At 74.2% G+C, this 22,588-nt stretch carries 24 protein-coding genes; 8 read left to right on the top strand and 16 right to left on the bottom strand.

Annotated elements, in window-relative coordinates:
• Positions 1 to 422: 422 nt before the first annotated feature.
• On the bottom strand, positions 423 to 797 hold the full coding sequence (locus tag ACIA8N_RS13405; RefSeq protein ID WP_365780364.1) for a PRC-barrel domain-containing protein: 375 nt from the start codon (positions 795 to 797) through the stop codon (positions 423 to 425).
• A gap of 60 nt (positions 798 to 857) precedes the next feature.
• Positions 858 to 1,082 (bottom strand): DUF6458 family protein, encoded by a 225-nt coding sequence (locus tag ACIA8N_RS13400; protein WP_365780363.1) that lies wholly within the window; start codon positions 1,080 to 1,082, stop codon positions 858 to 860.
• A 263-nt stretch (positions 1,083 to 1,345) separates the two neighbouring features.
• Here ACIA8N_RS13400 and ACIA8N_RS13395 point away from each other — a divergent pair, with 263 nt between their 5' ends.
• Complete coding sequence (locus ACIA8N_RS13395; RefSeq protein WP_365780362.1) at positions 1,346 to 2,485, top strand: serine/threonine-protein kinase; 1,140 nt, start codon at positions 1,346 to 1,348, stop codon at positions 2,483 to 2,485.
• Between the two features lie 191 nt (positions 2,486 to 2,676).
• Positions 2,677 to 2,820 (top strand): hypothetical protein, encoded by a 144-nt coding sequence (locus ACIA8N_RS13390; protein WP_365780361.1) that lies wholly within the window; start codon positions 2,677 to 2,679, stop codon positions 2,818 to 2,820.
• Between the two features lie 241 nt (positions 2,821 to 3,061).
• Here the strand turns inward: ACIA8N_RS13390 and ACIA8N_RS13385 are convergent, their stop codons facing one another.
• From ACIA8N_RS13385 to ACIA8N_RS13375, 3 genes are all read right to left on the bottom strand, one after another.
• Positions 3,062 to 3,493 (bottom strand): hypothetical protein, encoded by a 432-nt coding sequence (locus ACIA8N_RS13385; protein WP_365780360.1) that lies wholly within the window; start codon positions 3,491 to 3,493, stop codon positions 3,062 to 3,064.
• Between the two features lie 520 nt (positions 3,494 to 4,013).
• Positions 4,014 to 4,568 carry a hypothetical protein gene (locus ACIA8N_RS13380; RefSeq protein ID WP_365780359.1) on the bottom strand — a complete coding sequence of 185 codons (555 nt, stop codon included), beginning with the start codon at positions 4,566 to 4,568 and terminating at the stop codon, positions 4,014 to 4,016.
• A 281-nt stretch (positions 4,569 to 4,849) separates the two neighbouring features.
• Positions 4,850 to 5,110 carry a GlsB/YeaQ/YmgE family stress response membrane protein gene (locus ACIA8N_RS13375; protein ID WP_030552740.1) on the bottom strand — a complete coding sequence of 87 codons (261 nt, stop codon included), beginning with the start codon at positions 5,108 to 5,110 and terminating at the stop codon, positions 4,850 to 4,852.
• A gap of 442 nt (positions 5,111 to 5,552) precedes the next feature.
• Between ACIA8N_RS13375 and ACIA8N_RS13370 the strand changes: the two genes are divergently transcribed.
• Complete coding sequence (locus ACIA8N_RS13370) at positions 5,553 to 6,041, top strand: SRPBCC family protein (protein ID WP_399416289.1); 489 nt, start codon at positions 5,553 to 5,555, stop codon at positions 6,039 to 6,041.
• A gap of 484 nt (positions 6,042 to 6,525) precedes the next feature.
• Here the strand turns inward: ACIA8N_RS13370 and ACIA8N_RS13365 are convergent, their stop codons facing one another.
• From ACIA8N_RS13365 to ACIA8N_RS13355, 3 genes are all read right to left on the bottom strand, one after another.
• Positions 6,526 to 7,344 (bottom strand): isocitrate lyase/phosphoenolpyruvate mutase family protein, encoded by an 819-nt coding sequence (locus tag ACIA8N_RS13365; RefSeq protein WP_365780358.1) that lies wholly within the window; start codon positions 7,342 to 7,344, stop codon positions 6,526 to 6,528.
• A gap of 105 nt (positions 7,345 to 7,449) precedes the next feature.
• The gene (locus ACIA8N_RS13360; protein ID WP_365780357.1) at positions 7,450 to 8,982 is read right to left on the bottom strand and encodes a PQQ-binding-like beta-propeller repeat protein; all 1,533 of its coding nucleotides are present in this window, start codon (positions 8,980 to 8,982) and stop codon (positions 7,450 to 7,452) included.
• 236 nt (positions 8,983 to 9,218) lie between these two features.
• Complete coding sequence (locus ACIA8N_RS13355; protein ID WP_365780356.1) at positions 9,219 to 9,500, bottom strand: hypothetical protein; 282 nt, start codon at positions 9,498 to 9,500, stop codon at positions 9,219 to 9,221.
• A 248-nt stretch (positions 9,501 to 9,748) separates the two neighbouring features.
• On the opposite strand from ACIA8N_RS13355, the gene ACIA8N_RS13350 reads away from it, so the two are divergent.
• Positions 9,749 to 10,720, top strand: coding sequence for an acetylxylan esterase (locus tag ACIA8N_RS13350; RefSeq protein ID WP_365780355.1), 972 nt, complete (start codon positions 9,749 to 9,751; stop codon positions 10,718 to 10,720).
• A gap of 31 nt (positions 10,721 to 10,751) precedes the next feature.
• Here ACIA8N_RS13350 and opcA read toward each other — a convergent pair whose 3' ends face one another.
• Both opcA and ACIA8N_RS13340 read right to left on the bottom strand, forming a co-directional pair.
• A complete protein-coding gene (gene opcA / locus ACIA8N_RS13345; protein ID WP_365780354.1) occupies positions 10,752 to 11,663 on the bottom strand; it encodes a glucose-6-phosphate dehydrogenase assembly protein OpcA in 912 nt (303 codons plus the stop codon).
• Between the two features lie 57 nt (positions 11,664 to 11,720).
• Positions 11,721 to 12,263 carry a DoxX family membrane protein gene (locus tag ACIA8N_RS13340; protein ID WP_365780353.1) on the bottom strand — a complete coding sequence of 181 codons (543 nt, stop codon included), beginning with the start codon at positions 12,261 to 12,263 and terminating at the stop codon, positions 11,721 to 11,723.
• Between the two features lie 197 nt (positions 12,264 to 12,460).
• Here ACIA8N_RS13340 and ACIA8N_RS13335 point away from each other — a divergent pair, with 197 nt between their 5' ends.
• Together ACIA8N_RS13335 and ACIA8N_RS13330 are read left to right on the top strand one after the other, a co-directional pair.
• Positions 12,461 to 13,063, top strand: coding sequence for an HdeD family acid-resistance protein (locus tag ACIA8N_RS13335; RefSeq protein WP_365780352.1), 603 nt, complete (start codon positions 12,461 to 12,463; stop codon positions 13,061 to 13,063).
• Positions 13,064 to 13,197: 134 nt separating this feature from the next.
• A complete protein-coding gene (locus tag ACIA8N_RS13330; protein WP_365780351.1) occupies positions 13,198 to 13,620 on the top strand; it encodes a DUF350 domain-containing protein in 423 nt (140 codons plus the stop codon).
• Between the two features lie 51 nt (positions 13,621 to 13,671).
• On the opposite strand, the gene ACIA8N_RS13325 is transcribed toward ACIA8N_RS13330, so the two are convergent.
• The 4 genes from ACIA8N_RS13325 to ACIA8N_RS13310 form a co-directional block, all read right to left on the bottom strand.
• Positions 13,672 to 14,151 carry a hypothetical protein gene (locus tag ACIA8N_RS13325; RefSeq protein ID WP_365780350.1) on the bottom strand — a complete coding sequence of 160 codons (480 nt, stop codon included), beginning with the start codon at positions 14,149 to 14,151 and terminating at the stop codon, positions 13,672 to 13,674.
• On the bottom strand, positions 14,148 to 15,581 hold the full coding sequence (locus tag ACIA8N_RS13320) for a WGR domain-containing protein (protein ID WP_365780349.1): 1,434 nt from the start codon (positions 15,579 to 15,581) through the stop codon (positions 14,148 to 14,150). Before ACIA8N_RS13320 ends, ACIA8N_RS13325 begins: the two co-directional genes overlap by 4 nt.
• Before the next feature lie 77 nt (positions 15,582 to 15,658).
• Complete coding sequence (locus tag ACIA8N_RS13315) at positions 15,659 to 16,363, bottom strand: ABC transporter ATP-binding protein (protein ID WP_365780348.1); 705 nt, start codon at positions 16,361 to 16,363, stop codon at positions 15,659 to 15,661.
• A gap of 37 nt (positions 16,364 to 16,400) precedes the next feature.
• The gene (locus tag ACIA8N_RS13310; RefSeq protein WP_365780347.1) at positions 16,401 to 17,900 is read right to left on the bottom strand and encodes an ABC transporter permease; all 1,500 of its coding nucleotides are present in this window, start codon (positions 17,898 to 17,900) and stop codon (positions 16,401 to 16,403) included.
• A gap of 156 nt (positions 17,901 to 18,056) precedes the next feature.
• Here ACIA8N_RS13310 and ACIA8N_RS13305 point away from each other — a divergent pair, with 156 nt between their 5' ends.
• Positions 18,057 to 18,932, top strand: coding sequence for an MBL fold metallo-hydrolase (locus ACIA8N_RS13305; RefSeq protein ID WP_365780346.1), 876 nt, complete (start codon positions 18,057 to 18,059; stop codon positions 18,930 to 18,932).
• Here ACIA8N_RS13305 and ACIA8N_RS13300 read toward each other — a convergent pair.
• Positions 18,921 to 20,129, bottom strand: a complete 1,209-nt coding sequence (locus tag ACIA8N_RS13300) for an ROK family transcriptional regulator (RefSeq protein WP_365780345.1) — start codon at positions 20,127 to 20,129, stop codon at positions 18,921 to 18,923. The genes ACIA8N_RS13305 and ACIA8N_RS13300 overlap by 12 nt on opposite strands.
• A gap of 265 nt (positions 20,130 to 20,394) precedes the next feature.
• On the opposite strand from ACIA8N_RS13300, the gene ACIA8N_RS13295 reads away from it, so the two are divergent.
• Positions 20,395 to 21,003, top strand: coding sequence for a DUF1349 domain-containing protein (locus ACIA8N_RS13295; protein ID WP_365780344.1), 609 nt, complete (start codon positions 20,395 to 20,397; stop codon positions 21,001 to 21,003).
• 6 nt (positions 21,004 to 21,009) lie between these two features.
• Here the strand turns inward: ACIA8N_RS13295 and xylB are convergent, their stop codons facing one another.
• Positions 21,010 to 22,503: a xylulokinase gene (gene xylB, locus ACIA8N_RS13290; protein ID WP_365780343.1), complete on the bottom strand. Its 1,494-nt coding sequence runs from the start codon at positions 22,501 to 22,503 to the stop codon at positions 21,010 to 21,012.
• Between the last annotated feature and the right edge of the window lie 85 nt (positions 22,504 to 22,588).

The raw sequence follows: 22,588 nt of genomic DNA, 5'->3' as shown, positions 1-22,588 counted from the left end.
CTCGGGGCGGCATGCGAGCGGCCCGCACCCCCACGGGGTGCGGGCCGCTCGCGGGTGCCGCCGAGCCACGGCAAGGGGGGGGAACCGTGGATCGTCCGGCATGAGCGTCCCATCGCTCGACACCCGCATGCCCCGCCGATCGGGATCCATGCCACCCGGACCCGCGTGAACCGCTGGGACTTCGAACGCGCTCGGCCCACCGGCCGGCTCGACACGGCGTACGACCCCGTCACCGACGGACGGGCCCGGGTGATCGGTGCCGGCGGCACGGTCACCGTCTCCAGGCTCCGGGCTCCGGGCTCCGGGCTCCGCGACATGCGACCGCCCCGCATCGGGAGGGTCCCGAGCGGGGCGGTCGCATCGTCTCCCCGTCGGGGACGTGCTGCTGCGCGCTGTGCGTACCGGTGCGGGCCGGCGGCCCGTCAGACGCCGCCCATGCCTCCCGGGAACGGCCAGGACCTGTGGTAGTACTGGCCGATCTCCTCGCGGTACTGGCGGTCCGCGAGGTGCTTCTCGGAGACGAACTCGGGCGAGTCCTTCACCTGTTCCTTCGACAGGGCGAGGTGGAGGGTCTGCTCCTCGAGGTCGACGCGGGTCACCGCCCGCGCCGGGATGAGCACCTCCTTGCCGAAGATCCAGACGCCCGTGTCGACGACCAGATAAGAGGCGTCCACCTCGTCGGAGTGCTTGTCCACCTTGCCGATGTGCCCGTCGGTGGCCTCGACGCGCCACCCGGTGAGGTCGGTGCCCGCCAGGTGGCCGGACTCGGTGCTGAAGGACCACAGATGGTCGCTCATCGCTGTCACTCCTCTGTCGCTGTGTTCGTGCAGGGCGCGGCGCCGGACGTGCGGGCCGCCTCAGAGCAGGTCCCGACGGTCGTCGTCGGCGACCGTCGGTGCCACCGGCGGGACTACCATCCGGCGGCGGCGCAGAACGCTGGTGTAGACGGCGGTCCCGAGCAGGCCGACGCCCATCAGGATCAGGCCGACCAGATCGAGGTCGACCGCTTCGAGCTCCCAGTCGGTCGCGAACGTGAGGATCGCGCCGACGGCGATCATGATGATGAACAGTCCCAGACCCATGGTTGGTTGCTCCTCCCCTGAGGGTTGGACAGCGTCCGCGTACCCGGGTCTCCCGGGATCATTCCGCTGTCCCCGGAGACGTTCGGACGGGGCCCCTCCTGTCCCGTGAGCACGCCGGAGCCGTCGATTCGCCGTCTTCCAGGGGATGTTCATGGACGGAGGGGGCACGCGTTCAGCCGCGGGCCCGCGCACGCACCGGCGGGCGACGCACCCGACTCCCGGCCCGTCGGCAGAGGGCCGGCCACACCCCCAGGGAGCCCCCGATGCAGCTTCGAACGAGGGCCGTACATCCGGACACCACGTGGATGGCCCGTACCGTCGCCGGGCGCTACCGGCTCGACCGCCTCCTTGGCCGGGGCGGCGCGGCGGACGTGTACGAGGCGCTGGACCTGCGGCTGCGGCGCCCCGTGGCGGTGAAGGTGTTCCAGCCCGCGGGAGCCCGCCGGACCGACGCCCAGTGCGGCGAGGAGGCCCGGTTGCTGGCCCGGATGCACCATCCCGGCCTGGTGACCGTCTACGACACGGGCCGCGACGAGAACCGGCCGTTCCTGGTGATGCAGCTCGTCCGGGGGACGACGCTGCGGCGGCGGATCGCCCGCGGGGTCCTCACGCCCGCCCAGACCTGCCGGACCGGGGCCGCCCTGGCCTCGGCCCTCGCCCATGCGCACACCCACGGCGTCGTCCACCGCGACGTCAAGCCGTCGAACATCCTGCTGGACCGGTCGGGCACCCCGCACCTCACGGACTTCGGCATCTCCCTGCGCGTCGAGGCCGCGGACGACGCCCCCGAGGACGCGGGCGCCCTCGTCGGCACCGCCTCCTACATGGCGCCCGAGCAGGCCCTGGGCCGCAGGACGGGGCCCGCGGCCGACGTGTACAGCCTCGGCCTGGTGCTGCTCGAAACCCTCAAGGGCGAGGCGGAGTACGGCGGAGCGCCGCTGGAGGCGGCGCTGGCGCACCTGCACCGCCCTCCGGTGCTGCCGTCCGGTCTCCCGGCGGATCTCGCCCGCCTGCTCACGGCCATGACCGACCGATCCCCCGAGGCCCGCCCGGACGCCGCCACCTGCGCCCGGATCCTCGCCGACCCGAGGACCGCGGGACGCGCCTCCGCGCCCGCCACCGCACCCGGCGCCCGGGAGGCGGGGGTCCACCGTTCGCACCGGTACCACCGGTCGCCCCGGCCGCGCCGGTCCTCCGCCGCCGGGCCGGGGCGGCCCGCCGTCGGGCGGGCCCTGGCGGCGACCCTCGTCACGCTCGGGCTCACGCTGACCGGCTCGCTGGGCAGCGCGCCCGCCGGCGAGGCGGCGCCCCCGCCCCGGGACGGGGGCGGGGGACGGAACCCGGACGAGCGCACCGGCGCCGCCCCAGCCCCCGCGAACGACCCTCTGAGAAACCTCGGCTGAGGGTCGATCAGACCCTCGGGGTGTGAGACGGCCGCTTGGGGCAACACGGAGTACCAGGACACGGAAGTCCGGCGGGGGCGTTGCCCGAGGCCGAGACCGGAGGCGGTACGCCGGCCTCCTCCCCGCGGACTTCCGGTAGGTGGTGCCCTCTCGGGAACCGTCCCGCGCGTTCGACATCGGAGGAGAATCCCATGACCGCACTGCTGGACCGCATCAAGCGATTCGCCCGCAGCCCGCAGGGCCGGGGCGCGGCGGCGTCCCTTCGCCGCGCCACCGCCGACCCGCGCAGGCGCGCCCAGGCACGCCGCCTGTTGGGCAGGCTGCGCCACCGCTGACGCCTGCTCGCCCGGCCCTCACGGCCGGGCCGCCGACGCCCCGCGCGAGGTACCGCGCGGGGCGTCGGCGTGCGTACGGCATGTGCGCGACGCGGGTACCGCCGCCGCCGCGGGCAGACGCCGTACGGCCAGGAGCGCCGGAGGTCCTGGGGGAAGCGGTGCCGGACATGCCGCCGGCCCGGCGGTGCGGGCCGCGAGGCCGATCGCACCGCCGGGCAGGGGAACGGGGGACCCCCGGGCGTCAGGTGGACAACAGGCGCTGGAACAGGGCGCGGTACTGGCAGAGCGCGAGGCGCAGGCTCTCGGTGTCGGCCTCCAGCCCCTGGCTCCACTGCCCCTCAAGGGTGTGCCGGTGCCGGGCGAAGGTGTCCGCCAGGGTCCTCATCACGTCCCCGACGAGGACGTCGGCCGCGTGGACCGCCTGGCGGGGGTCGTCGACGAACCGGCCCTGGACCTCGTGCCAGCGGCGACGGAACTCCCCTTCCTCGGCCGGGCCGAGCAGATCGGGGATCCCCTCCGCGTCCGCTCCGGCGGCGCCGGGTCGCGCGACGCGTCCGTTGTCCGACCCCTGCGACCGCTCCTGCGGGGCGGGGGCGGCGTGCCGGGCATGACCGTCGCGGGCCGCGGGCGCCGGGCCCGGGAGAGCGGAGGCAGCGGGCGGGGTCTGGGGCATGGCCTGCGGGTACGCGGCAGGCGTCCTCTGAGCCGGTACCTGCGGGGACTCCGCGGGCGGGGGCGGCGGGCCGCCGGGACCGCCGGGCCGGGACTGATCGTGCCCGGGCCGGCCGGGCTGCGGCTGATCACGCTGCGGCGCGCCCTGTCGGAGCTCGTCGTGCCGGGGCCGGCCCTGCTGGGGCCCACCCGGCTGCGACGCCCCAGGCTGCGGCGAACCATGCTGAGGCTGGTCGGGCTGCGTCCCGCCCTGCTGAACCTGGTCGTGCGGGGGCGGGGTCGGTGCGGCCGTCGGGCCGTGCTCCGGCGGGTGCACCGCGTCACCCCCGGTCGTCGCGGGCCCGGGACGGCCGGGGCCGTCCCGGCCCTGTCCGGTCCGCGGCTCGGGGCGGTCAGCCGGCCCGGGGCGACCCTCCGACCGCTCGGGGTACTCGCCCGTCGGGTCCGCGTCGTGCCGTCGACCCGGCGCCCGGGTCGTGCGCTCGGACGTCTCGTGGTGTCGCATCTCTCCTGCCTCCGTGTCAGGACCGGCGGGTGCCGGTCGGCTCGCCGTCGGCGAGCAGGTCGTCGAAGAGGGTGCGGTAGTGCATCATCGCGCCCCTCAGCTGTTCGGTGGTGGCGGCGTTGTGGGTGCTCATCGCGTGCACGTCCAGGGCCGCCCGGTAGTACTCAAGGGTGCGGCCGTGCCGCACCGACAGGTCGCGCAGCCGCTGCTCGTGGCCCACGTCGGGGTAACCCCGGTCGCGTATCAGGGCCGCCACCAGTTCGTCGGCGTCGTGGACGGCGGCCTCGGGCCGGTCCACGAACTCCTCCTGGACGCGCACCCACCGCCGTGCGTACTGCTCCCGCGCCTCACCGGGCACCGGCTTGATCTCCAGATCGGCGAAGCGGCGTTCGCGGGCGTCCAGTTCCTGCTCCGCGGCGCGTCTGCTGCCGGTCGCCTCCACGGCCCGTTCGTACTCGGGCCCGAAGCGGTCGCGCAGTCGTGAGCGCCGTCGGCGGTCCACCGCCACACCGGCGGCGAACCCGACCACGACGACGGCCGCGACGACGGCCAGGACGATTCCGATCGACATCGGTTCTCACCCTTTCGCGTTCTCTCTCGGAGTCGCGCTCTTCCGTCCCGGCCCTGGAGGGCGCGGGCTCATGGAGGTCCGCGTGCCCCTGACCCAGGAAGGCAAACCGGGCATCCAGGACGGGCCGGGCCGGTGGTCTGAAACCCCGACCCGGCCCGCGTCGGACGGCACGGTCCGGACCTCGGCCCGCTCGGCACACTGCTGCCCCCGACCGCAGAGGAGCGGTCGGGGGCAGCAGCGCGGCCGGCAGGGGGCGGAGGGATGCCGGGCCGCGGAGGGCGTCACCTGCGCCGGGCGAAGAGCCGGTACAGCGCCAGGAGGATGAACGATCCGACGATGGCGGCGATCCAGGTGGACAGCTCGAAGAACCCGTCGACGGAGTCCACGCCGAAGATGACCTTGCCCAGCCAACCGCCGAGCAGGGCTCCGACGATACCGATGAGCGTGGTGATGATGAAGCCGCCCGGGTCCTTTCCGGGCATCAACATCTTGGCGATGATGCCCGCGAGAAGCCCCAGGATTATCCAGGCGATTATTCCCATGATTCGTTCCGTCCCGTGTCGTGAATCCTGCTGTATTCGTACCGGCCCACTCCCGAGCCCTACAGCCTGCGTCGGACCGCCGTCGGCAGCGCGGCGTGGAATGCCGCCCGGAACGACGTCCGGACGCTCCAGGCCATCAGGCGGAGCTCCCATTTCGCCACGCGCACGGCACCTCGGCGAACGAGAGCGCCCGGAGTCCATCGGGCCCACGCCCGACGCCTTCTCCAGCGACCGTGGCGGCGCGATCCGAATGTCACGGCCTTCTCCTCCCGGTCACCGAACGGCGGGCGGTGGCAGCGAAAAGCCGATTTCCGTTGCCTGCGTCTTCCGCACATGCTTCTACGCCATCGGCGCGCATTCAAACGTTGAAAGCCGCATCGAATCCGCGCCGTCCGCGGCCCGACCGGTGCATCCGATCCGACCGCGGGTCCGGAAGCCCTGGATGACCGGGGCCGTCGCGGGCGGCGGCGCCATGCGAGAGGAGGGCCGTGCGGTGATCACCGTGGAGCGGGTCATCAGGGTGGGGCGTCCGCGGGCCGAGGTCGTCGGGTACCTGGAGGATTTCTCCCGCACCGAGGAGTGGGATCCCGGCACCCTCCGCTGCGTACGGCTCGACGACGGACTCGTGCGGCCGGGGGCGCGGTGGCTGAACACCTCGCGGTTCCGGGGCCGCACCACCGAGCTGCGGTACGAGCTCGTCGTGCGGGAATCCGACCGGCTGGTGTTCGTCGGGGAGAACAGGACGGTGACCGCGCTGGACGACCTGCGGTTCACCGAGCAGGGGTCGTCGACGGTGCTGACCTACCGGGCGTCGCTGCGGTTCAAGGGTCTGGCCAGGCTCGCCGCGCCGTTCCTGCGCGGGGAGTTCGAGCAGCTGGGCGACGGGGTGGTCACCCGGCTCCCGGCCGCCGTCGAGGCCTGGCGCCCCTGATCGTGCCCCTCGGCAGCGGCCGGATCGGCCCGGCGCTCTGGACGCGTCGCCCCGCGTCGTGATCAGGGTGAGCGCTGGGGGTGGGAGAGCCGGGGCGCCCCTCGGCGAGGCGCTGTCGTCCCTCATCGCGCAGGGCCGCCGGGAAGGCGAGAACGGCCTCGGTGACAGCGACCGGGCCACGCCGGGCGTCCGGTTCGCGCGAGGTCCGACGCAGGGAGCCGCCGCCGTGATCCTGACGCAACCCGGACGTGCCGGTGATCGGCGGCGGGTACTCGCGCGTCGGCGACACCCTGGCCGAACCCCTGCGGGCACAGCTGTCCGGACTCTGCCTCGACCCGCCCCAGGTCGCGCTGTCCACGCTCGGCGGGGAATCCGTCGCCTTCGGCGCGGTACGTCGCGCTCGACCGACTCGCCGCCGATCTCTACGGAGCCGTCGGGCCCGCCGCGTCGTAGACCTTCCGCGTGTCGACGTCCGCGACGCGGATCAGTGGGTTCCGGAGAGCAGCGCGTCGAGTTCCGCGTAGGGGATGCCTTCGGCGAGGGAGTCGTAGCCGCCGGTGCCGAAGAGGTCCCGCGCGGCGCGGCGGGCGGCGGCGTAGGCGGCCTGCGCCACGCCCGAGCCGAGACTGACGCGGGCCACGCCGAGCGCACCGAGCTCGGCGGCGCCCGGGGCGCCGGGGCCGGCCATGACGTTCAGCGGCACGGAGATGTCCCTGGCCAGCGCCGTGATGGTGGCGGTGTCGGTGACGCCGGGTACGAAGATGCCGTCCGCGCCCGCGTCGACGTACAGCTGCGCCCGGGCCAGGGTTTCCCTCAGCCGGGTGTCCGGGTCGCCGAGCCCGGACAGGTAGGTGTCGATACGGGCGTTGAGGAACAGGTCCGCGCCCGCCCGGTCGGCACTCCGCCGGGCCATGGCCAGCCGCGCCGCGAGCTCCGCCGGGGGCCGGGCGCCGTCCTCGATGTTCACGCCGACGGCGCCCGCCGCGATGACCCCGGCGATGGTCTCGGCGACGTCGGCGGCGTCCTTCCCGTACCCGCCCTCGATGTCGGCGGTGACCGGCACCGCGACGGCGGCGACGATGCGGGCGATCAGCTTCAGTGCCCGGTCGCGGGCCAGGATGTCGCCGTCCGGAGATCCCAGCGACCAGGCGGCACCGGCACTGGTGGTCGCGATGGCGGGGGCGCCCGCGGCCTCGATGACGCGGGCGCTCGCGACGTCCCAGGCGTTGGCGAGCGCGAGGGGTGCGGCCGAGGTGTGCAGGGAGCGGAAGAGGCGGACGTTGTCCGGCTGCGCGATGGTCATGGACGTAGTCAAACACCGCTCCGTGCCCGACTTCTGGCAGGAATCCGACATGGACGTCGGCGTCGGGACGGCCCCGCGCCGGGACCGCCCCGGGCCGCCCCGGGGTCAGGGAGCGAAGGAGAGCATGCGGGGTTCGTGCTGAGCGTCGTCGCCGCTCAGGCCCGCGGGCGCGAGGACGAGCCGGTCCCCCGCGTAGGCGTTCTCCCCGACGGCACCCATCCCGAACTCGGCCCTCGCGGTGGACGCGGGAAGCTTCAGCACGTCCTTGACCGAGTCGGCGCCGCCCGGACCGACCCGGAAGACCCGCCCGGGGGTGCTGAGCGTGCCCACCTGGTAGACGAATCCGGTCTTCCCCGTTCCGGCGCGCAGGGGGAAGTAGCCGTACGAGGTCTCCTCCGACTTCACGCCCCAGACCAGTTTCCCGGTGGTGAGGTCGTAGGCTCCGACGCGGTCGTCGCCGCCCAGGAGTACGAGTCCCCCGCCGACGAGGGCCTCCCGGCAGTCCTGGGCGTCGGCGGAGGTGTCCACCGAGTCACCGCAGTGCTTGAAGCCCTTTCCCCGGGGGTCGATGGTCCTGCGTGCCCGGCCGTCGGGTCCGAGGGCGACGATCCGCCAGTCGTCGGCGTGGGTCTCCCGGTGCACGGTGGTGATCACGGCCGGGGCGACGGAGAGCACCTGTCCGATCGTGCGGCCCGGCTCGGTCCGGTAGCGCCAGCGGACCTTGCCCGTGGCCGGGTCGATCTCCCGGACCTGGCCGTACGCCTTGTCCAGCGCGGTGATCGCGCAGTCGGCGAGCACCAGGAGCCGGCTGCCGCCCGCGACCCTGCCGGGGTAGCACTTGCCGGGGTTCTCCATGGGGATGTCGTACAGCTTCCTTCCGTCGGCGACCTTGTACGCGGCCGCCTTCATGCTCTGGACGATCGCGACGGTGCCGCCGCTGATCGCGCTGTCCACGATGATCGTGTCGTCCCCCGCGCCGGTCTCCGTCAGCCGCTTGTGCCAGCCGGTCCTGCCGGTGCGCAGGTCGATCATCCGCAGCTGGTCGCACCGGGCGCCGGTCCAGGCCTCGACGTTCTGCAGGACGATGACGACCTTGCCGTCGGGGGTCGGGTTGACCGGGGTCTCACAGACCGGGGTCGGCAGGGCGACGCTCCACAACTGGGCACCGTCGCCGAGCCGGTGGGCGACGATCCTCTTGTAGACGGCCTGGACGACGGTGTCGCCGACGATCCAGAGGTCCTCGGTCGGGATGTTCCGGCGGGGCAGGTCGGTGCGGTCGTCGACGATCCAGGCGCTCGCCTCACCGGGCTCGCGCCGCTGCGCGATCTCCGCGGTGGTGGGGATGCGGGAGGGCGTGGGGGTGGGGCGGGCGCTCGCCGTCGGCGCCGTGGTCGGCGGGGCGGGGCTCTTCGATCCGGCGTTGTCCGTTCTCGCCCGGTCCGCTCCCGAGCGCTCGCCGAGGACGTACACGCCGGCGCCCGCGAGCAACAGGAGGGCGAGGACCGCGGCGGCCACCGGCCATCGTCGCCTGCGCGGGCGGAGCGGTGGCGGGCCGTAGCCCTCGGGGGCGTACGGATTGTCGGGCGCGGGCCAAGGCGGCGGGCGGTGCCTGTACCAGGGCTCGTGCGACTGCGACATGCGGTTCCCCCTACGACGATGCGAACAGCCTCGCCGTGGGACGGGTCAGGGCGGCTCGTTGCGTGCGCCGGGTCGCGGCGCAGCCTTGCGGCACGGCCCCGGGACTACGCCGCCGACTCTTCCCCGAGCCCCTGCAAGCCCGATGAAATCCCCATGAAGCCTGTTCCCGTGAGCCGCCAGGGCGGGCGGGGCCGTCTCGGATCGTCGCCGCGCCCACCGGGGGCCGGCGGCCCCGGTCACTCGGCGGTCACGTCCAGGAGGCGGCGGGTGCGGGCGCTCGCGCCGCTGAGGGCGAGGGGGATGCCCAGGCTCGCGCACATGCGGTGGGCGCGGGCGAGGGTGCTGAGGGTGGCAGGGGTGGGGTCGGCGCTCGGGACGGCGATGACCACGCGGACGGGGCGGTGCGCCTGGACCAGGGCCTGGATCTGGAGGGCGCCGGCGGCCCGGTTGGTGACGTCCAGATCGCGGTGGAGCGTCACCCGAAGGACCTGGTGACGTACGGCGTGGCTGATGAGCATGGTGTCCCTCCGCGCAGGACGAGGCGCCACAGTCGTTCGCGCTGTGGGCAGTTCGTCCGAGGATGCCACGGAGACCGCTCCGACCGGCGACAACGCGGCGGAGACGGGTGTCTGGCGGATACCTGACGGGGTGCCCGGCGTGACCGACGCGCTCCGAGCGGCTCCACGTAGGGTGGCGAGGGCCGGGTACGACCGGTCGACATTTCGAACATGACCTCTCTCACCAGGCGACCTCCCAGGCGGTTTTCATGACCCGGTTCGACATGCCCCTCGACCAACTCCGCACGTATCGCAGCGCGTCCGTGGAACCGGAGGACTTCGACGCCTTCTGGGCGAAGACCCTCGGCGAGGCGCGGACACACGAGTTGGGCGCACGCTTCGAGGCCGTACCGACGGGGCTCTCCACGGTCGACGCGTTCGACGTGACCTTCGCCGGCTTCGACGGACAGCCCGTGAAGGGCTGGTTCCTGCTGCCCGCCGGTACGTCCGAGCCGCTGCCCGTGGTGGTGGAGTTCCTCGGGTACGGCGGTGGGCGCGGGCTTCCGCACACCCATCTGCTCTGGGCCTCGGCCGGTTTCGCCCACTTCGTGATGGACACGCGGGGGCAGGGCAGCGGCTGGGCGACCGGTGACACGCCGGATCCCGTGGGCAGCGCGCCGTCGTTCCCCGGCTTCATGACGCGCGGCGTGGAGGATCCGTACACCTACTACTACCGGCGGCTCTTCACCGACGCGGTGCGTGCCGTGGAGGCCGCCCGCTCGCACCCGCTGGTGGACGCGAGCCGCACGGCGGTGACCGGTGTCAGTCAGGGCGGCGGGATCACGCTGGCCGTGGCGGGCCTGGTACGGAACCTGGTGGCGGTGGTGCCGGACGTACCGTTCCTGTGCGACTTCCCGCGGGCGACGACGGTCACGGACCGCACCCCGTACCGCGAGGTCGGCAACTACCTGAAGACGCACCGCGGCCGGGTGCGGCAGGTCCAGGAGACGCTGGCCTACTTCGACGGGGTCCACTTCGCGGCCCGCGCCACGGCCCCGGCCCTGTTCTCGACGGCTCTCGAGGACCTGACGTGTCCGCCGTCGACGGTGTTCGCGGCGTTCAACGCGTACGCCGAGGACGACAAGGCCATCGAGGTCTACGACTTCAACGACCACGAGGGCGGCGGCGCCTTCCAGCAGGCGGCCCAGCTCAGCTGGCTGCCGAGGAGGCTGCGCGGCTGATCCCGCCGGCCCCGGGGCCCGGTCGCGGAGGTCAGGCGCGGCCCCGCAGAGCGGCCGCGTAGGCGTCGTCAGGGTCGAGCCGGCGCAGTTCCTCCGCGATCAGCTCGGCGGTGCTGCGCACCTTCAGGGCGAGGACCCGGCCGGGCTGGCCGGGGATCTCCAGCCTGGCGACCGGGCCCTCCGGCCGGTCGATGCGGATCTCGCCGTCCGCCGTGCCCATGCGGACGGCCGTGACGACGGGGCCGTCGGTGACGATCCGGTCGACGGCGACCCCGAGCCGGACCTCGATCCAGCGGGCGAGGAGTTCGGCGCTGGGGTTCTCCGCCTCGCTCTCGACGGCGGCCGAGGTCACGGCCAGCGGGGCCTGGTCGAGCGCGGCGGCCAGCATCGAGCGCCAGGGGGTGAGCCGGGTCCACGCGAGGTCCGTGTCCCCGGGGGCGTAGGAGGCGGCCCGGGTCTCCAGGGCGGCGAGGGGGTCCTCGACCGCGTACATGTCGGTGATGCGGCGCTGTGCCAGCGCGCCCAGCGGGTCCTTGGAGGGCACCTCCGGGGCGTCGACGGGCCACCAGACGACGACGGGGGCGTCGGGCAGCAGCAGCGGCAGGACCACGGAGTCGGCGCGGGCGCCGAGTTCGCCGTGGAGCCGGAGCAGGACCGTCTCGCCCGAGCCCGCGTCGGTGCCGAGCCGGAGCTCGGCGTCGAGCCGGGTCTCGTGGCGTTCGCGGGGTGAGCGGGCGTGGCGCTTGATGACCACGAGGGTGCGGGAGGGGTGTTCCCGTGAGGCGTCGTTGGCGGCCCTGACCGAGTCGTATGCGTTCTCCTCGTCCGTGACGACGACGAGGGTGAGCACGGCGCCGACGGCGGGTGTGCCGACGGCCCTGCGGCCCTTCAGGATCGCTTTGTTGATCTTGCTGGAGTCGGTGTCCGTCAGATCGATCTTCATGCGCGGCGGCCGTCCCTTCCTCTGCGGCGAGCCTAACCCTCCCCGGCGGTCGGCGCGTTACGCGGGTTCCGGCTCCGGCCCTTCGTCCGCGGCGGCGGCCTGCTCCTCCGCGCGGCGGCCGACCACGGCCGCGGCGGCGAGCGCGGTGCCGACGAACGCGGTCGCCACCACCCAGGGGCGGTCGACGACATGCCCGGTGGCGTGGTCGAGGGAGTACCGTCCGGCGCCCGCGACGCCGATCGCCGCGGCGACGAAGCCGAGGAACGCCGGGTACTCGTAACCGCCCCTCTGGGCGAAGAAGCCGGCCGGTGCGTGGACGGCGACGGCGCCCGCCATGGCCCCCGCGGCCGCGGCGCCGGCGGCGGGGGTGGCGAGGCCGAGGGCCAGCATGACCCCGCCGCCCGCCTCGCCGAGACCGGCGGCGACGGCGCTCTCCCGGCCGGGCCGGAAGCCCATGGCCTCCATGGCCTTGGTGGTGCCCTCGATGCCGCCGCCGCCGAACCAGCCGAAGAGCTTCTGGGTGCCGTGGGCGGCGAGCACGGCACCGGTGCCGACCCGCAGCACGAGGAGCCCGAGATCGCGTCGGTTGAGGTGACCCATGTGTTTCTCCAGTGCAGAGGGTGGACGAGCGGGGCGGTCGGGTGGACACGTACGCCGTCCACTGTGGTCGCCCTGGCCCGGACGCGCCCCTCGGAGCACCGGGTGGATGCGCCGTACGAGTCACCTTTTGCGGCGTTTGTCCACCATTGCTTTAGTGGGAGGGCCGTCACCGCCGAACGAAAGGACGTCTCCCGTCCATGACTCAGACTCATGACCGCCCGCGTCAGCAGGACATACCGCCCGGCCCGCTGGGCGCGCTCGCGGGCGCCGCCTGGCAGGCGCTGCTCGTCGCGGGAATCGCGTCGCTGGTGCTCGGCGTGCTCGTCCTCGTCTGGCCCGGCGCCTCCCTGGTCGTGGCCGGTGCGCTCTTCGGCCTCTACCTGCTGTTCAGCGGCGTGATGCAGCTGGTCGCCGCCTTCGGTACGCACGCGAGCACCGCGCTGCGGGTCATGGCCTTCATCAGCGGCGCCTTCTCGATCCTGCTCGGTCTGCTCTGCTTCCGGGGCGCGATGCAGTCGGTTCTGCTGCTGGCCCTCTGGATCGGCATCGGCTGGCTGTTCCGCGGCATCACCCAGACCATCGCGGCGGCCTCCGACCCCACGATTCCGGCGCGCGGCTGGCAGGTCTTCCTCGGCATCGTCAACGCCCTCGCCGGCGTGGTGCTCATCGTGTCCCCGCTGGAGTCCGCCGCGGTGCTCGCCCTCCTCGGCGGGATCTGGCTCGTGGCCGTCGGCGCGGTCGAGATCGTCACGGCCTTCCGGGTGCGTACGCGCGCGAAGGACCTGCCGCCGGGGGCCTGACGGAGCGGCTCCGCGCGACCGCCGCCCGCCCGATTCCCGGGCGGGCGGCGGGCGCTGTTGACGCGTGCGCTACATTTTGCCGGTCCTTGACCACCGATCCCGCGTGATCGTGACCTTTGCGGAGCCCGCACACCATGAGCGACATCGTCAACGGCCTCGGCCGGGCCGGCGCCTACGGCGCCCTGGGCGTGGTCCTGCTGATCCTCGGCATCGTGCTCGTGGACCTGCTGACCCCCGGGAAGCTCGGGCGCCAGATCTGGGAGGACCGCAACCGCAACGCCGCGATCCTGCTGAGCTCGGCCCTCCTCGGCATCGGCGGCATCGTCTTCACCTCGATCTGGACGACGTACGACAACTTCGGCAAGGGCCTCGTGTCCACGGCCGCCTTCGGGCTCCTCGGCCTGGTGATGATGGCCGTCGCGTTCCTGGTCGTGGACCTGGTCACGCCGGGGAAGCTGGGCGCCACCCTGGTCGACCCCGAGCCGCACCCGGCGGTCTGGGTGACCGCCTCCTGCAACCTGGCGGTCTCCGCGATCGTCTCCGCCTCGATCGCCTGACCGCGACCGGTTCTCGTACGCACTCCGCCTGACGGGCGGGAGCTGCGGTGTTCAGCCCGCCACGGGCTCCACCTCGAGGAAGCGGCGTCCGCGCGGTCCCCGGTAGAGCAGCGCCTCCCAGCCGAGGCGCGCCAGGGCCGGGACGCACGCCCCGAGGGCCGCCGCCTCCTCCTGAGCGGCGCCCGAGCCGGGCGGGCCCAGCCACTCGACCACGACAGCGCCCGGCCGGTCCCCCGCCCGCACCCGGTAGCCGGTTCCGGTCCGCGCCCCGGAGCCGTCCACGGACGAGGGCGTGAACCCGCCGGCCTCCAGGGCCAGGGCCACCGCGCGGACCGGCTGCCGCCGCTCCCAGTCGGCGGGCGCGGCTCTCGGGTCGCCGCCCCGGCCCTGGGTCAGCCGCCTGATCTGGAGCAGCCCGTCGAGCGCGGCCCTGACCTCACGGGACCGCTGCTCGGCCACGTCGGGTGGCACCGGCGGGCCGTCACCGGTGGCCGCCTCGAAGGCGCCGCCACCCGCGGGGGCCCCGCTCACAGCAGGCGCCGGATGTCGCCGCGGACCCGGTAGAAGCCGCCCGCCGCGGGGTGCAGGGCGTCGACCACGTACCGCGCGCCGGGCTCTCGGATCGCCCGCGGGAACTGCACGTTCCACGCGGAGTCGTAGCCCTGGGAGACGACTCTCACCCGGGTCCTGCCCGACTCGTTCACACACTCCACGACGATCGAACCGGCCGGGGCGGCGTCGACCGTGGTCACGGCGGTCACGGTCGTCGCCGGCTCGTAGACCGGCAGGGCGGCGGCGAGCTTGATGTCCCGGGCGACCGGCACCGTGCCCGCCTGGGCGGCCTGGATCGCCGCCTCGCTCGCGTCCACGCACACCAGGGAACCGTCTGTGGTCACCAGGTAGAGGCGCTCGTCGCGGTACTGCATGGAGAGCGCCGAGCCCCCGCCCGTGCCGAGCTTCCACAGCCGCGTGCCGTCCTCGGCGAAGCAGTAGACGGAGGAGGCCGAGTCGGCGGCGAAGACGAACCGGCCGCCGGGCGAGGTGGCGCAGGAGTAGACCGGGCTGTCGCAGGCGTACACCGCCTCGACGCGCCCGTCCTTCTTCGCCAGCCGCTGGACCTTCTTGCGCGCCGTGCCCGCGTAGACCGCGGTGTCCTCCTGCCAGCCGAAGAGGACCCCGCCCTCGGTGGCCGTGTGCCACAGCTCGCCGCCGCCGTCCGGGGCGTGGGCCGCGACGCCCGACGTGTCCCCGTAGTAGACGGCGTCGCCGTCGGCGCGGACCATCCAGGCGTGCTCGCCCTGGCCGCCGCGCGCCCACTGGTGCTCGTCCTCGTGGTCGATGACGGTGAGCCGGCCGGAACGGTCGGCGACGTGCAGGACGCCCTCGTGGATGTCGAGCCAGAAGATGTCGACGTCGGTGGCGATGTCGTACGCGGCGAAGGGCAGCTTCGACGACAGGTCGTACACCTTGCCGTCGTCACAGCCCGCGTAGATCCAGAAGTCGTCGGCGACCAGGCACTTGACGCCGTCCGGCAGGCTGAACCGGGCCTGCACCTCGCCGGAGCGGTCGAGCGTGAACACGTCCCCCGCCTGGTTCCCGACCCAGCAGCGCTCCTCGTCGACGTGGATGCCGAAGGCGGCGGAGCCGGTCCTGAAGCGCCAGAGCACGGGGGCGACGGCGCGCGCGGTGGACGGCGCGGAGGTGACCTCACGACGCGTCACGGAGCGGGCCGCCCGCTGTCCGCGCACGGCCGGCGCGTACCCCTTGCGGACCTTCTCGCCCAGCTTCTTCGCCGCGGCGGCCTGCGCCTTCGCCTGCGTCGGGAACGTGGAGCGCTGCGTCTGGCCCGCCGTGCCGATCCGTCCGTAACGGACCGACACCGCGAGGTCGTCCACGGTCACTTCGTAGAACTTGTGGGCACCGCCGCCGTCCTGCGACAGCTCCAGATAGGTCGTCGTCATGGGGAAGACGTTAGGGGCACCCACTGACAACGGCCCCGTGAAGTCCTGGCCAAGGGCTCGCGCTCCTGATCCGTCCGTCAGGCGTCGACCGGGTCCGGCGACGTCGAACGGTTCTCCTTGATCGTGATCCGGCCCTTGCGGATCGTGGCGAGGCGGGGCGCCCTGCGGGCGATCGCGCTGTCGTGGGTGACCATGACGAAGGTCAGCCCGTGCTCCTTCCAGAGCCCTTCGAGCAGTTCGACGATCTCGTCGCGCATCGACTCGTCGAGGTTTCCGGTGGGTTCGTCGGCGAGGAGCACCTTCGGCCGCTTCACCAGCGCGCGGGCGATGGCGACCCGCTGCTGCTGCCCGCCGGAGAGTTCGGACGGCAGATGGCCGAGGCGTTCGCCGAGCCCGACCGATTCGAGCGCCTCGGCGGCCCGGCGGCGGCGCTCGGCGGGCCGGCCGCCGAGCGGCACGAGCGCGGTCTCCACGTTCTCCTGCGCGGTGAGCGTGGGGATGAGGTTGAAGCTCTGGAAGACGAAGCCGATGTTCTGGCCGCGCACGGCGGTCAGTCTGCGCTCGGAGAGCGCGGCCAGGTCGATGCCGTCGAGCAGCACCTTCCCGGACGTGGGACGGTCGAGGCCGCCGAGCATCTGGAGGAGGGTCGACTTGCCGCCGCCCGTGGGGCCCTGGATGACCAGCTGGTCGCCCTGGGCGAGGGTGAGGTCGACCCCGGCGAGCGCGTCGACCCGCTGCTGCCCCCGCCGGTACTGCTTGGTGACGCCGATCAGTTCGTACATGCTGCGACTCCTGTGGAACGTGGGTGGGTTCGGGCGGCTACTCGACGCGGCGCAGGGCGTCGGCGGGACGCAGACGCGAGGCGCGCCACGCGCCGAAGGCGCCGGCGACCAGGCCGCCGCCGAGGGCGAGGAGGACGGCGAGACCCACGGTGGTGACGCTGACGGGGGCGGAGAGGGCGATGTCGACGGACTTCCCCGCGGCCGTGCCCGCGGGGCCACCGCCGAAGATCATGCCGCCGCGTCCGCCGCCGCCGAACGCGCCTCCGGTGGCGCCGAGTTCGGCCGTGAGGGTCGGGCTGACGGCGGTCACCGCGTACGCTCCGGCCAGGCCGACCGCGATGCCGAGGGCGCCGCCGATGACGCCGTTGACGAGGGCCTCGCCGACCACCTGGCGGGTGACCCGGCCGCTCGTCCAGCCGAGCGCCTTGAGCGTGCCGAACTCGCGGACCCTGCGGGTGACGGCGGAGGAGGTGAGGAGTCCGGCGACGAGCACGGCGGCGAGCAGCACGGCGTACGAGAGCCACTTGCCCACGTTCGCGGCGAGGTCGGACGCGGTGTCGAGGGAGCCGGAGACCGTCTGGGCGAGGTCGGCGGACGTGGTGACGGTGGTGCCGGTGACGTTCTTCTGGATGGCGGTCTTGACCGCGTCGATGCGCGTCGAGTCGGTCGCCTTCACGTAGATCGTGGTGATCTCGGCCGCGGAGGCGGAGAGGGTCTGCGCCTGCTTCAGCGGCAGGTACACCTGGGCGGCGGCCTGCCCGCGGTCGGCGGTCGCGATGCCGATGACCTCGAACTTCACGCCCTTGACGGTCAGTTCGTCGCCGAGGGCCAGTCCCTGCTTCTGGGCGTAGGCGCTGTCGACGACGGCGACCTTCGCGTCGGTCTCGGTCGTCTCGAACGTACGGCCCTGGGAGACCGTGGAGGTGGTGAGGGGGCCGAGGTCGGGCGCGGTGACGTCGGTGCCGTAGAGCGTGAAGGAGTCGACGTCGAAGGCCGCGCCGCCGCCGGTGACGGTGTCGCCGGGCCCGGAGCCGCCTCCGGAGCCGCCTCCGGCACCGCCGTTCCCGGTGCCGCCGTTCCCGGTGCCCGGCTGGGCCGGCTGGGGCTGGCCGCGCTGGATCGTGCCCCGCGCGAACTCACCGTTGATCTTCAGGTTGACGAGGCTCAGGCCGCCCACCGCCCGGTCGACGCCGGGCTGTCGGCCGACCGTGGCGACGGTGGAGTCCGCGAGGGTCTGGAAGCCCTGGACCATCAGCCGGTCGCTGCTCTGCTCCTCGCCCTCCTCCTTGCCCTTGAACTCGAACCGGGGCCGCTGCGGCGCCGCGCCGTCCTCGGGCCGTTCCTGGGCCTTGGTCACCGTCAGGTCGGTCCCGAGCCCGTAGAGGGATTCGAGGACCTTGCCCTGGGCCTGGTTCATGCCGGAGGAGACGGAGTTGACGACGATGACCAGCGCGATCCCGAGCGCGAGCCCGGAGGCGACGACGAGCGCCGCCTTTCTGCGGCGGCGCAGTTCGCGCCGGAGGTAGGTGAAGAACATGGGCGTGAAGCTAGGGGCCGTGCGTGATGACGGGATAAGGCCCGCGTGAGAGCGGGATGAGAGCGGGGGACTCCTGGCCGGCGCCGCCGGAGGAGCGGGACGGAAGTCGGTCGCCGCCCTGGCCGCGAGGAGCCGCCTGATGGCAGAGTCGGCGTCATGTCCGACAACAACTCCGGCAACGACAACGGGATCTCGCGGGCGGGCCCGGTGACGGCACTCCTCGACGCCACCGGCGTGTTCTTCAAGTCGGCGCGCGACGCCTTCCCCGGGGCGGGCGCGGCGGACTGGGCGGAGGCCGCCGCACTCGACCCCGACGCGTTCGGCCCCGGCGGCGCCTGGCGGCTGGACTTCCGCTGTTTCGCCGTCGCCGACCCGGGCGGTACGGGCGGCTGGACCCTGATCGACGCGGGCGTCGGACCCGCCGAGGGGCCCGGGGCGCCCTGGTGTCCCGTGCCCGGCAGGCTGCCCGGACTGCTCTCGGCCGCCGGGATCGACCGGGCCGACGTCCACACCGTGGTCCTGACGCATCTGCACGAGGACCACACCGGCTGGGCCGCCGACGCCGCCGGGCGCCCCTTCTTCCCCGAGGCCCGGTACGTCGTCCAGCGCGCGGAGACCGCCGCCCTCGACCGGCGGGACCCCGTGTGGGACTGGGTGGTGGAGCCGCTCCGTACGGCGGGACAGTTGCACGAGGTCGACGGCCGGCACCGGCTGCGCGCCGGTCTCACGCTCCTTCCGACCCCCGGGCACACCCCCGGCCATCAGTCCGTCCTGGTCGAACGGCCGGACGGCCGGGACGTCCTCGTCACCGGCGACCTCCTCGTTCACGCCGTCCAGCTCGTCGCTCCGGGCGTGGCCTACTCCCACGAACGCGACCAGGACGCGGCCCGCGCCTCCCGTGAGGAGCTGCTCGCGCGGGCCGCCGACAGCGGGGCGCTGCTCGCGACGGCGCACCTCACCCGGCCGTTCGTCGAACCTCCGCCCGCTTCCGCCCGGCGGAGGGACTCCGCCGAACGGCCGTCAGCTCCCTGACGTGGCGTACGCCAGCGGGTCGGCCAGGACGTCGTGGAGGACGAGCGCCGCCGCGCCCCGGGACGCGTCGGTGGCGGCGGACGCGGCGCGCAGGCGGCCCGCGTCCGGGGTCCAGAGACCGGAGACCACGCGGGCGGACAGCTCCTCCGCGAGGGCGGGTGCCAGCCACGGCATCAACTGCGGGTAGATGCCGCCGAGGACGACCGCCTCGGGGTCGAGCAGGTTCACCGCTCCCGACAGGGCGCGCCCGAGCATCCGGCCCGCCTCGGCGAGCGCGGCGAGGGCGAGCGGGTCGCCCGCCCCGGCGCGGTGCGCCAGGTCCGGGACCCCGGTCGCCTCCGCGGACCGCAGGAGGGTGGCCTGTCCGGCGTACTGCTCTAGACAGCCCCGGGAGCCGCAGCGGCAGCGGCGGCCCTCCGCGTCGACGACAAGGTGGCCGATCTCGCCGGCGAATCCGTGGGCGCCGCGCAGGAGTTCGCCGTGGACGACGATCGCGCCGCCGACGCCGATCTCCCCCGTCAGGTGCAGGAACGTGCGGAGGTCGCCGTGGGTGCCGAACCACAGCTCGGCGAGGGCCGCCATGTTGGCCTCGTTGTCGGAGGTCAGGGCGAGGCCCGCGGTGCCGGGCCGCAGCGCCGTGAGGGCCTTGCCGAAGAGGTGCTCCGCGTCGGCCTCGTGCCAGCCGAGGTTGGGGGCCTGCCGGACGGTTCCGTCGGAGACCAGGCCGGGCAGGGCGAGCCCGGCCGCCGCCGGGGCGAGCCGGTGCGCGGCGGCCTCCTCCAGGGCTTCGGCGGTGATACGGGCGGCCCTGGCCAGGACCTCGGGGGCGCCGGCCGTGCGGTTGTCGAGGCGCTCGGTGCGGCGGACGCGGTCGGTGCCGGTCAGGTCGACGACGCAGACCGTCACGTAGTCGACGTTGATCTCGACGCCGATCCCGGCCGGTCCGGTGTCCGCGGGCTTCAGGACGGTGCCCGGACGTCCCGCCTGTCCGCTGAACGTCTTGCCCGACTCGACGAGGAAGCCGAGGTCGAGGAGCTGCTCGACGAGGGAGGAGACGGCGGGCCGGGTGAGGCCGACGCGGGCGGCGACGGCGGCCCGTGTGGTCTCCCCCGCGTCGTGGACGGTCCGCAGGACGAGGCTCAGGTTGTGCCGGCGCACTCCCGACTTGTCGGCCTTGGGTTCCGTGGGCTGGTTCATGGTGGGCCAGAGCCTAGTCGTCCCTTTCGCTCATCCGAAAAAACGGTCGAGAGGGCGACTCGGCCGCGCCGCCCGTGGCCGTCCTCGTCCGACGCGGCCGGGTCGCCGACGCGGTCAGGCCGCCGACGCGGTCAAGTCGCCGACGCGGTCAGGTCGCAGGGCCGTGCGGGCGGCCGGTCTCGGCCGGCTTGGACTTTCGTCCCGGTTCGTGGATCTTTGCGCGATTCCGTGACGGGCCCCCGGCCGGCTCGCGATCATGACGGGTGTGAACATCGACATCGCGCTTCCTCTCGCGCTGCGCTGGGTGACCGCCCCGGCGGAGTGGTCCCTCTCCGACGGCGTCCTGACCGTCACCGCCGCCCCGTGCACGGACATCTTCACGGCCCCCGTCGGCGGGGCCGTGCGACGCGACGCCGCCGTGGCCCTGACCACTCCGCCGGACGGCGACTGGCAGTTCTCGGCCCGGCTCCGCGTCGGCTTCCGGTCCGCCTGGGACGCGGGCGCCCTCATCGTCTGGGCCGACGACGACCACTGGGCCAAGCTCAACTTCGAGCAGGCGCCCGACGGAGCCCCGAGCGTCTACTCGGTCGTGACCCGTGGACGGTCCGACGACGCGCTCGCGGGCCCCGTCACGGCGGACGCGCTGTGGCTGCGCGTCAGCCGGATCGAGGGGGCGTTCGCCTTCCACGTGTCGGAGGACGGCACGTCCTGGCGGCTTGTACGGCAGTTCGCCCTGGACTCCCCCGATGCCGACGCCGACGCCCCACGGGTCGGCATCGAGGTGCAGTCGCCCGTCGGCGAGGGGTGCCGGGTCGACTTCGACACCCTCCGCCTGGCGCCCACGAGGCCGGCCGACCTCTTCGACGGCAGCTGAGCCCTCTCACGACGGTTCCGGACCGCCCAGCAGGGTCGGGGTGGCGGCCGAGAGGACTCGCGAGATCCGGTCCCAGGCCGCCTCGTCGCGGGTGACCGGAGGCAGGACGTCGCCCTTCCCCGTACCCCAGGCGGTGGCCAGGGCCACCGGGTCGGCCGCCGTCACGGCACCGCCCGCGAGGGCCGCAGCGCCGAGCGCGACGAGTTCGGTGGCGGCGGGGACGACCAGGGGTCTGCCGGAGAGTCTGCGGACGGTCTCGGTCCAGGTCCGGCCGCGCGCGCCGCCTCCGATGAGCCGCAGCGGCCGGTCCCGTACGGCCGGATCGGCCGGGTCGAGGCCGCAGGCGGCGAGCAGCCGGTCGAGGGCGTGCAGCACGGTGAAGGCCGCGCCCTCGTAGGCGGCGCCGAGCACCGCCCGGGGGTCGGTGCCGTGCCGGAGGCCGGTGACGAGCCCCGCGGCGTGCGGGAGGTCGGGGGTGCGTTCGCCGTCGAGGTACGGCAGGACGACCACCTCGCCGCCCGGCATGACGTCCTCCCGGTCGAGGCCCAGGAGGGTGGCGAACCGGTCGACGGCGAGGGTGCAGTTGAGGGTGCAGCCGAGCGGCAGGTGGGTGCCGTCGGTCGCGGCGAAGCCGGCGAGTCCCGGGTCGGCGGGGCGGGCGAGGGTCGCGGCGAAGACGGTGCCGGAGGTGCCGAGGCTGACGACCGGGTGGTCGAGGAGTCCCGCGCCGCCGAGGCCGAGGCCGACGGCGGCGGCCATGTTGTCGCCGGTTCCGGCGGCGACGGCGACGGTACGGGGCAGCCCGAGAGCTTCGGCGGCGGCCTCCGTGAGGGTGCCGACGCGGGTGGCGCCGCTGGGGGCGACCGTGGGCAGCAGGGCCTTGTCCAGGCCGACGAGGTCGAGGACGTCGGGGTCGTAGGCGCCGGTGGCGGTGCCGTACCAGCAGGTTCCCGAGGCGTCGCCGGGGTCGGTCACGGCCCGTCCGGTCAGGCGCTCGGTGAGGAAGTCGTGCGGGAGGCGGACCCCCGTGGCGGCCGCGGCCCGCTCCGGTTCGTTCTCCCGCAGCCACTGCCACTTGGCGGCGGTCATGGAGGCGACGGGGACGGATCCGGTGCGGGCCGTCCAGGAGGCGGGGCCGCCGAGGCGGGCGGCGAGGGCGGCCGCCTGGGGCGCGGAGCGGGTGTCGTTCCAGAGCAGCGCGGGGCGCAGGGGACGGCCGTCGGCGCCGAGGGTGACGAGGCCGTGCTGCTGTCCGGCGACCGCGATGCCGGTGACGGAGGCGGCGGGGACGCCGGCGTCCCGTACGGCGGCGCGGACCGCCGTGACGAGGGCGGCCCACCACTCCCCGGGGTCGGACTCACGGGCGCCGCCGGCTCCGGTGACGGTGTGCGGGGCGCGGCCGATGCCGAGGATCTCGCCGGTGTCCGCGTCGACGGCGGCGGCCTTGGTGGACTGCGTGGAGCTGTCCACGCCGATCACGATCGAGCGGCTGGTGGGCACGCCCTCACCTCATTCCTGTGCGGGGTCGTCGGCTGGTTCGGATGGGGTCGATTCGCGACCGGGACTGGCGTCCGGGGGCGTCCGT

This window comes from Streptomyces sp. NPDC051822 (assembly GCF_044452745.1).
GTDB lineage: Bacteria > Actinomycetota > Actinomycetes > Streptomycetales > Streptomycetaceae > Streptomyces.
The sequence above is the reverse complement of the archived record's forward strand: the minus strand, read 5'-3'. Positions and strand labels throughout refer to the sequence as shown.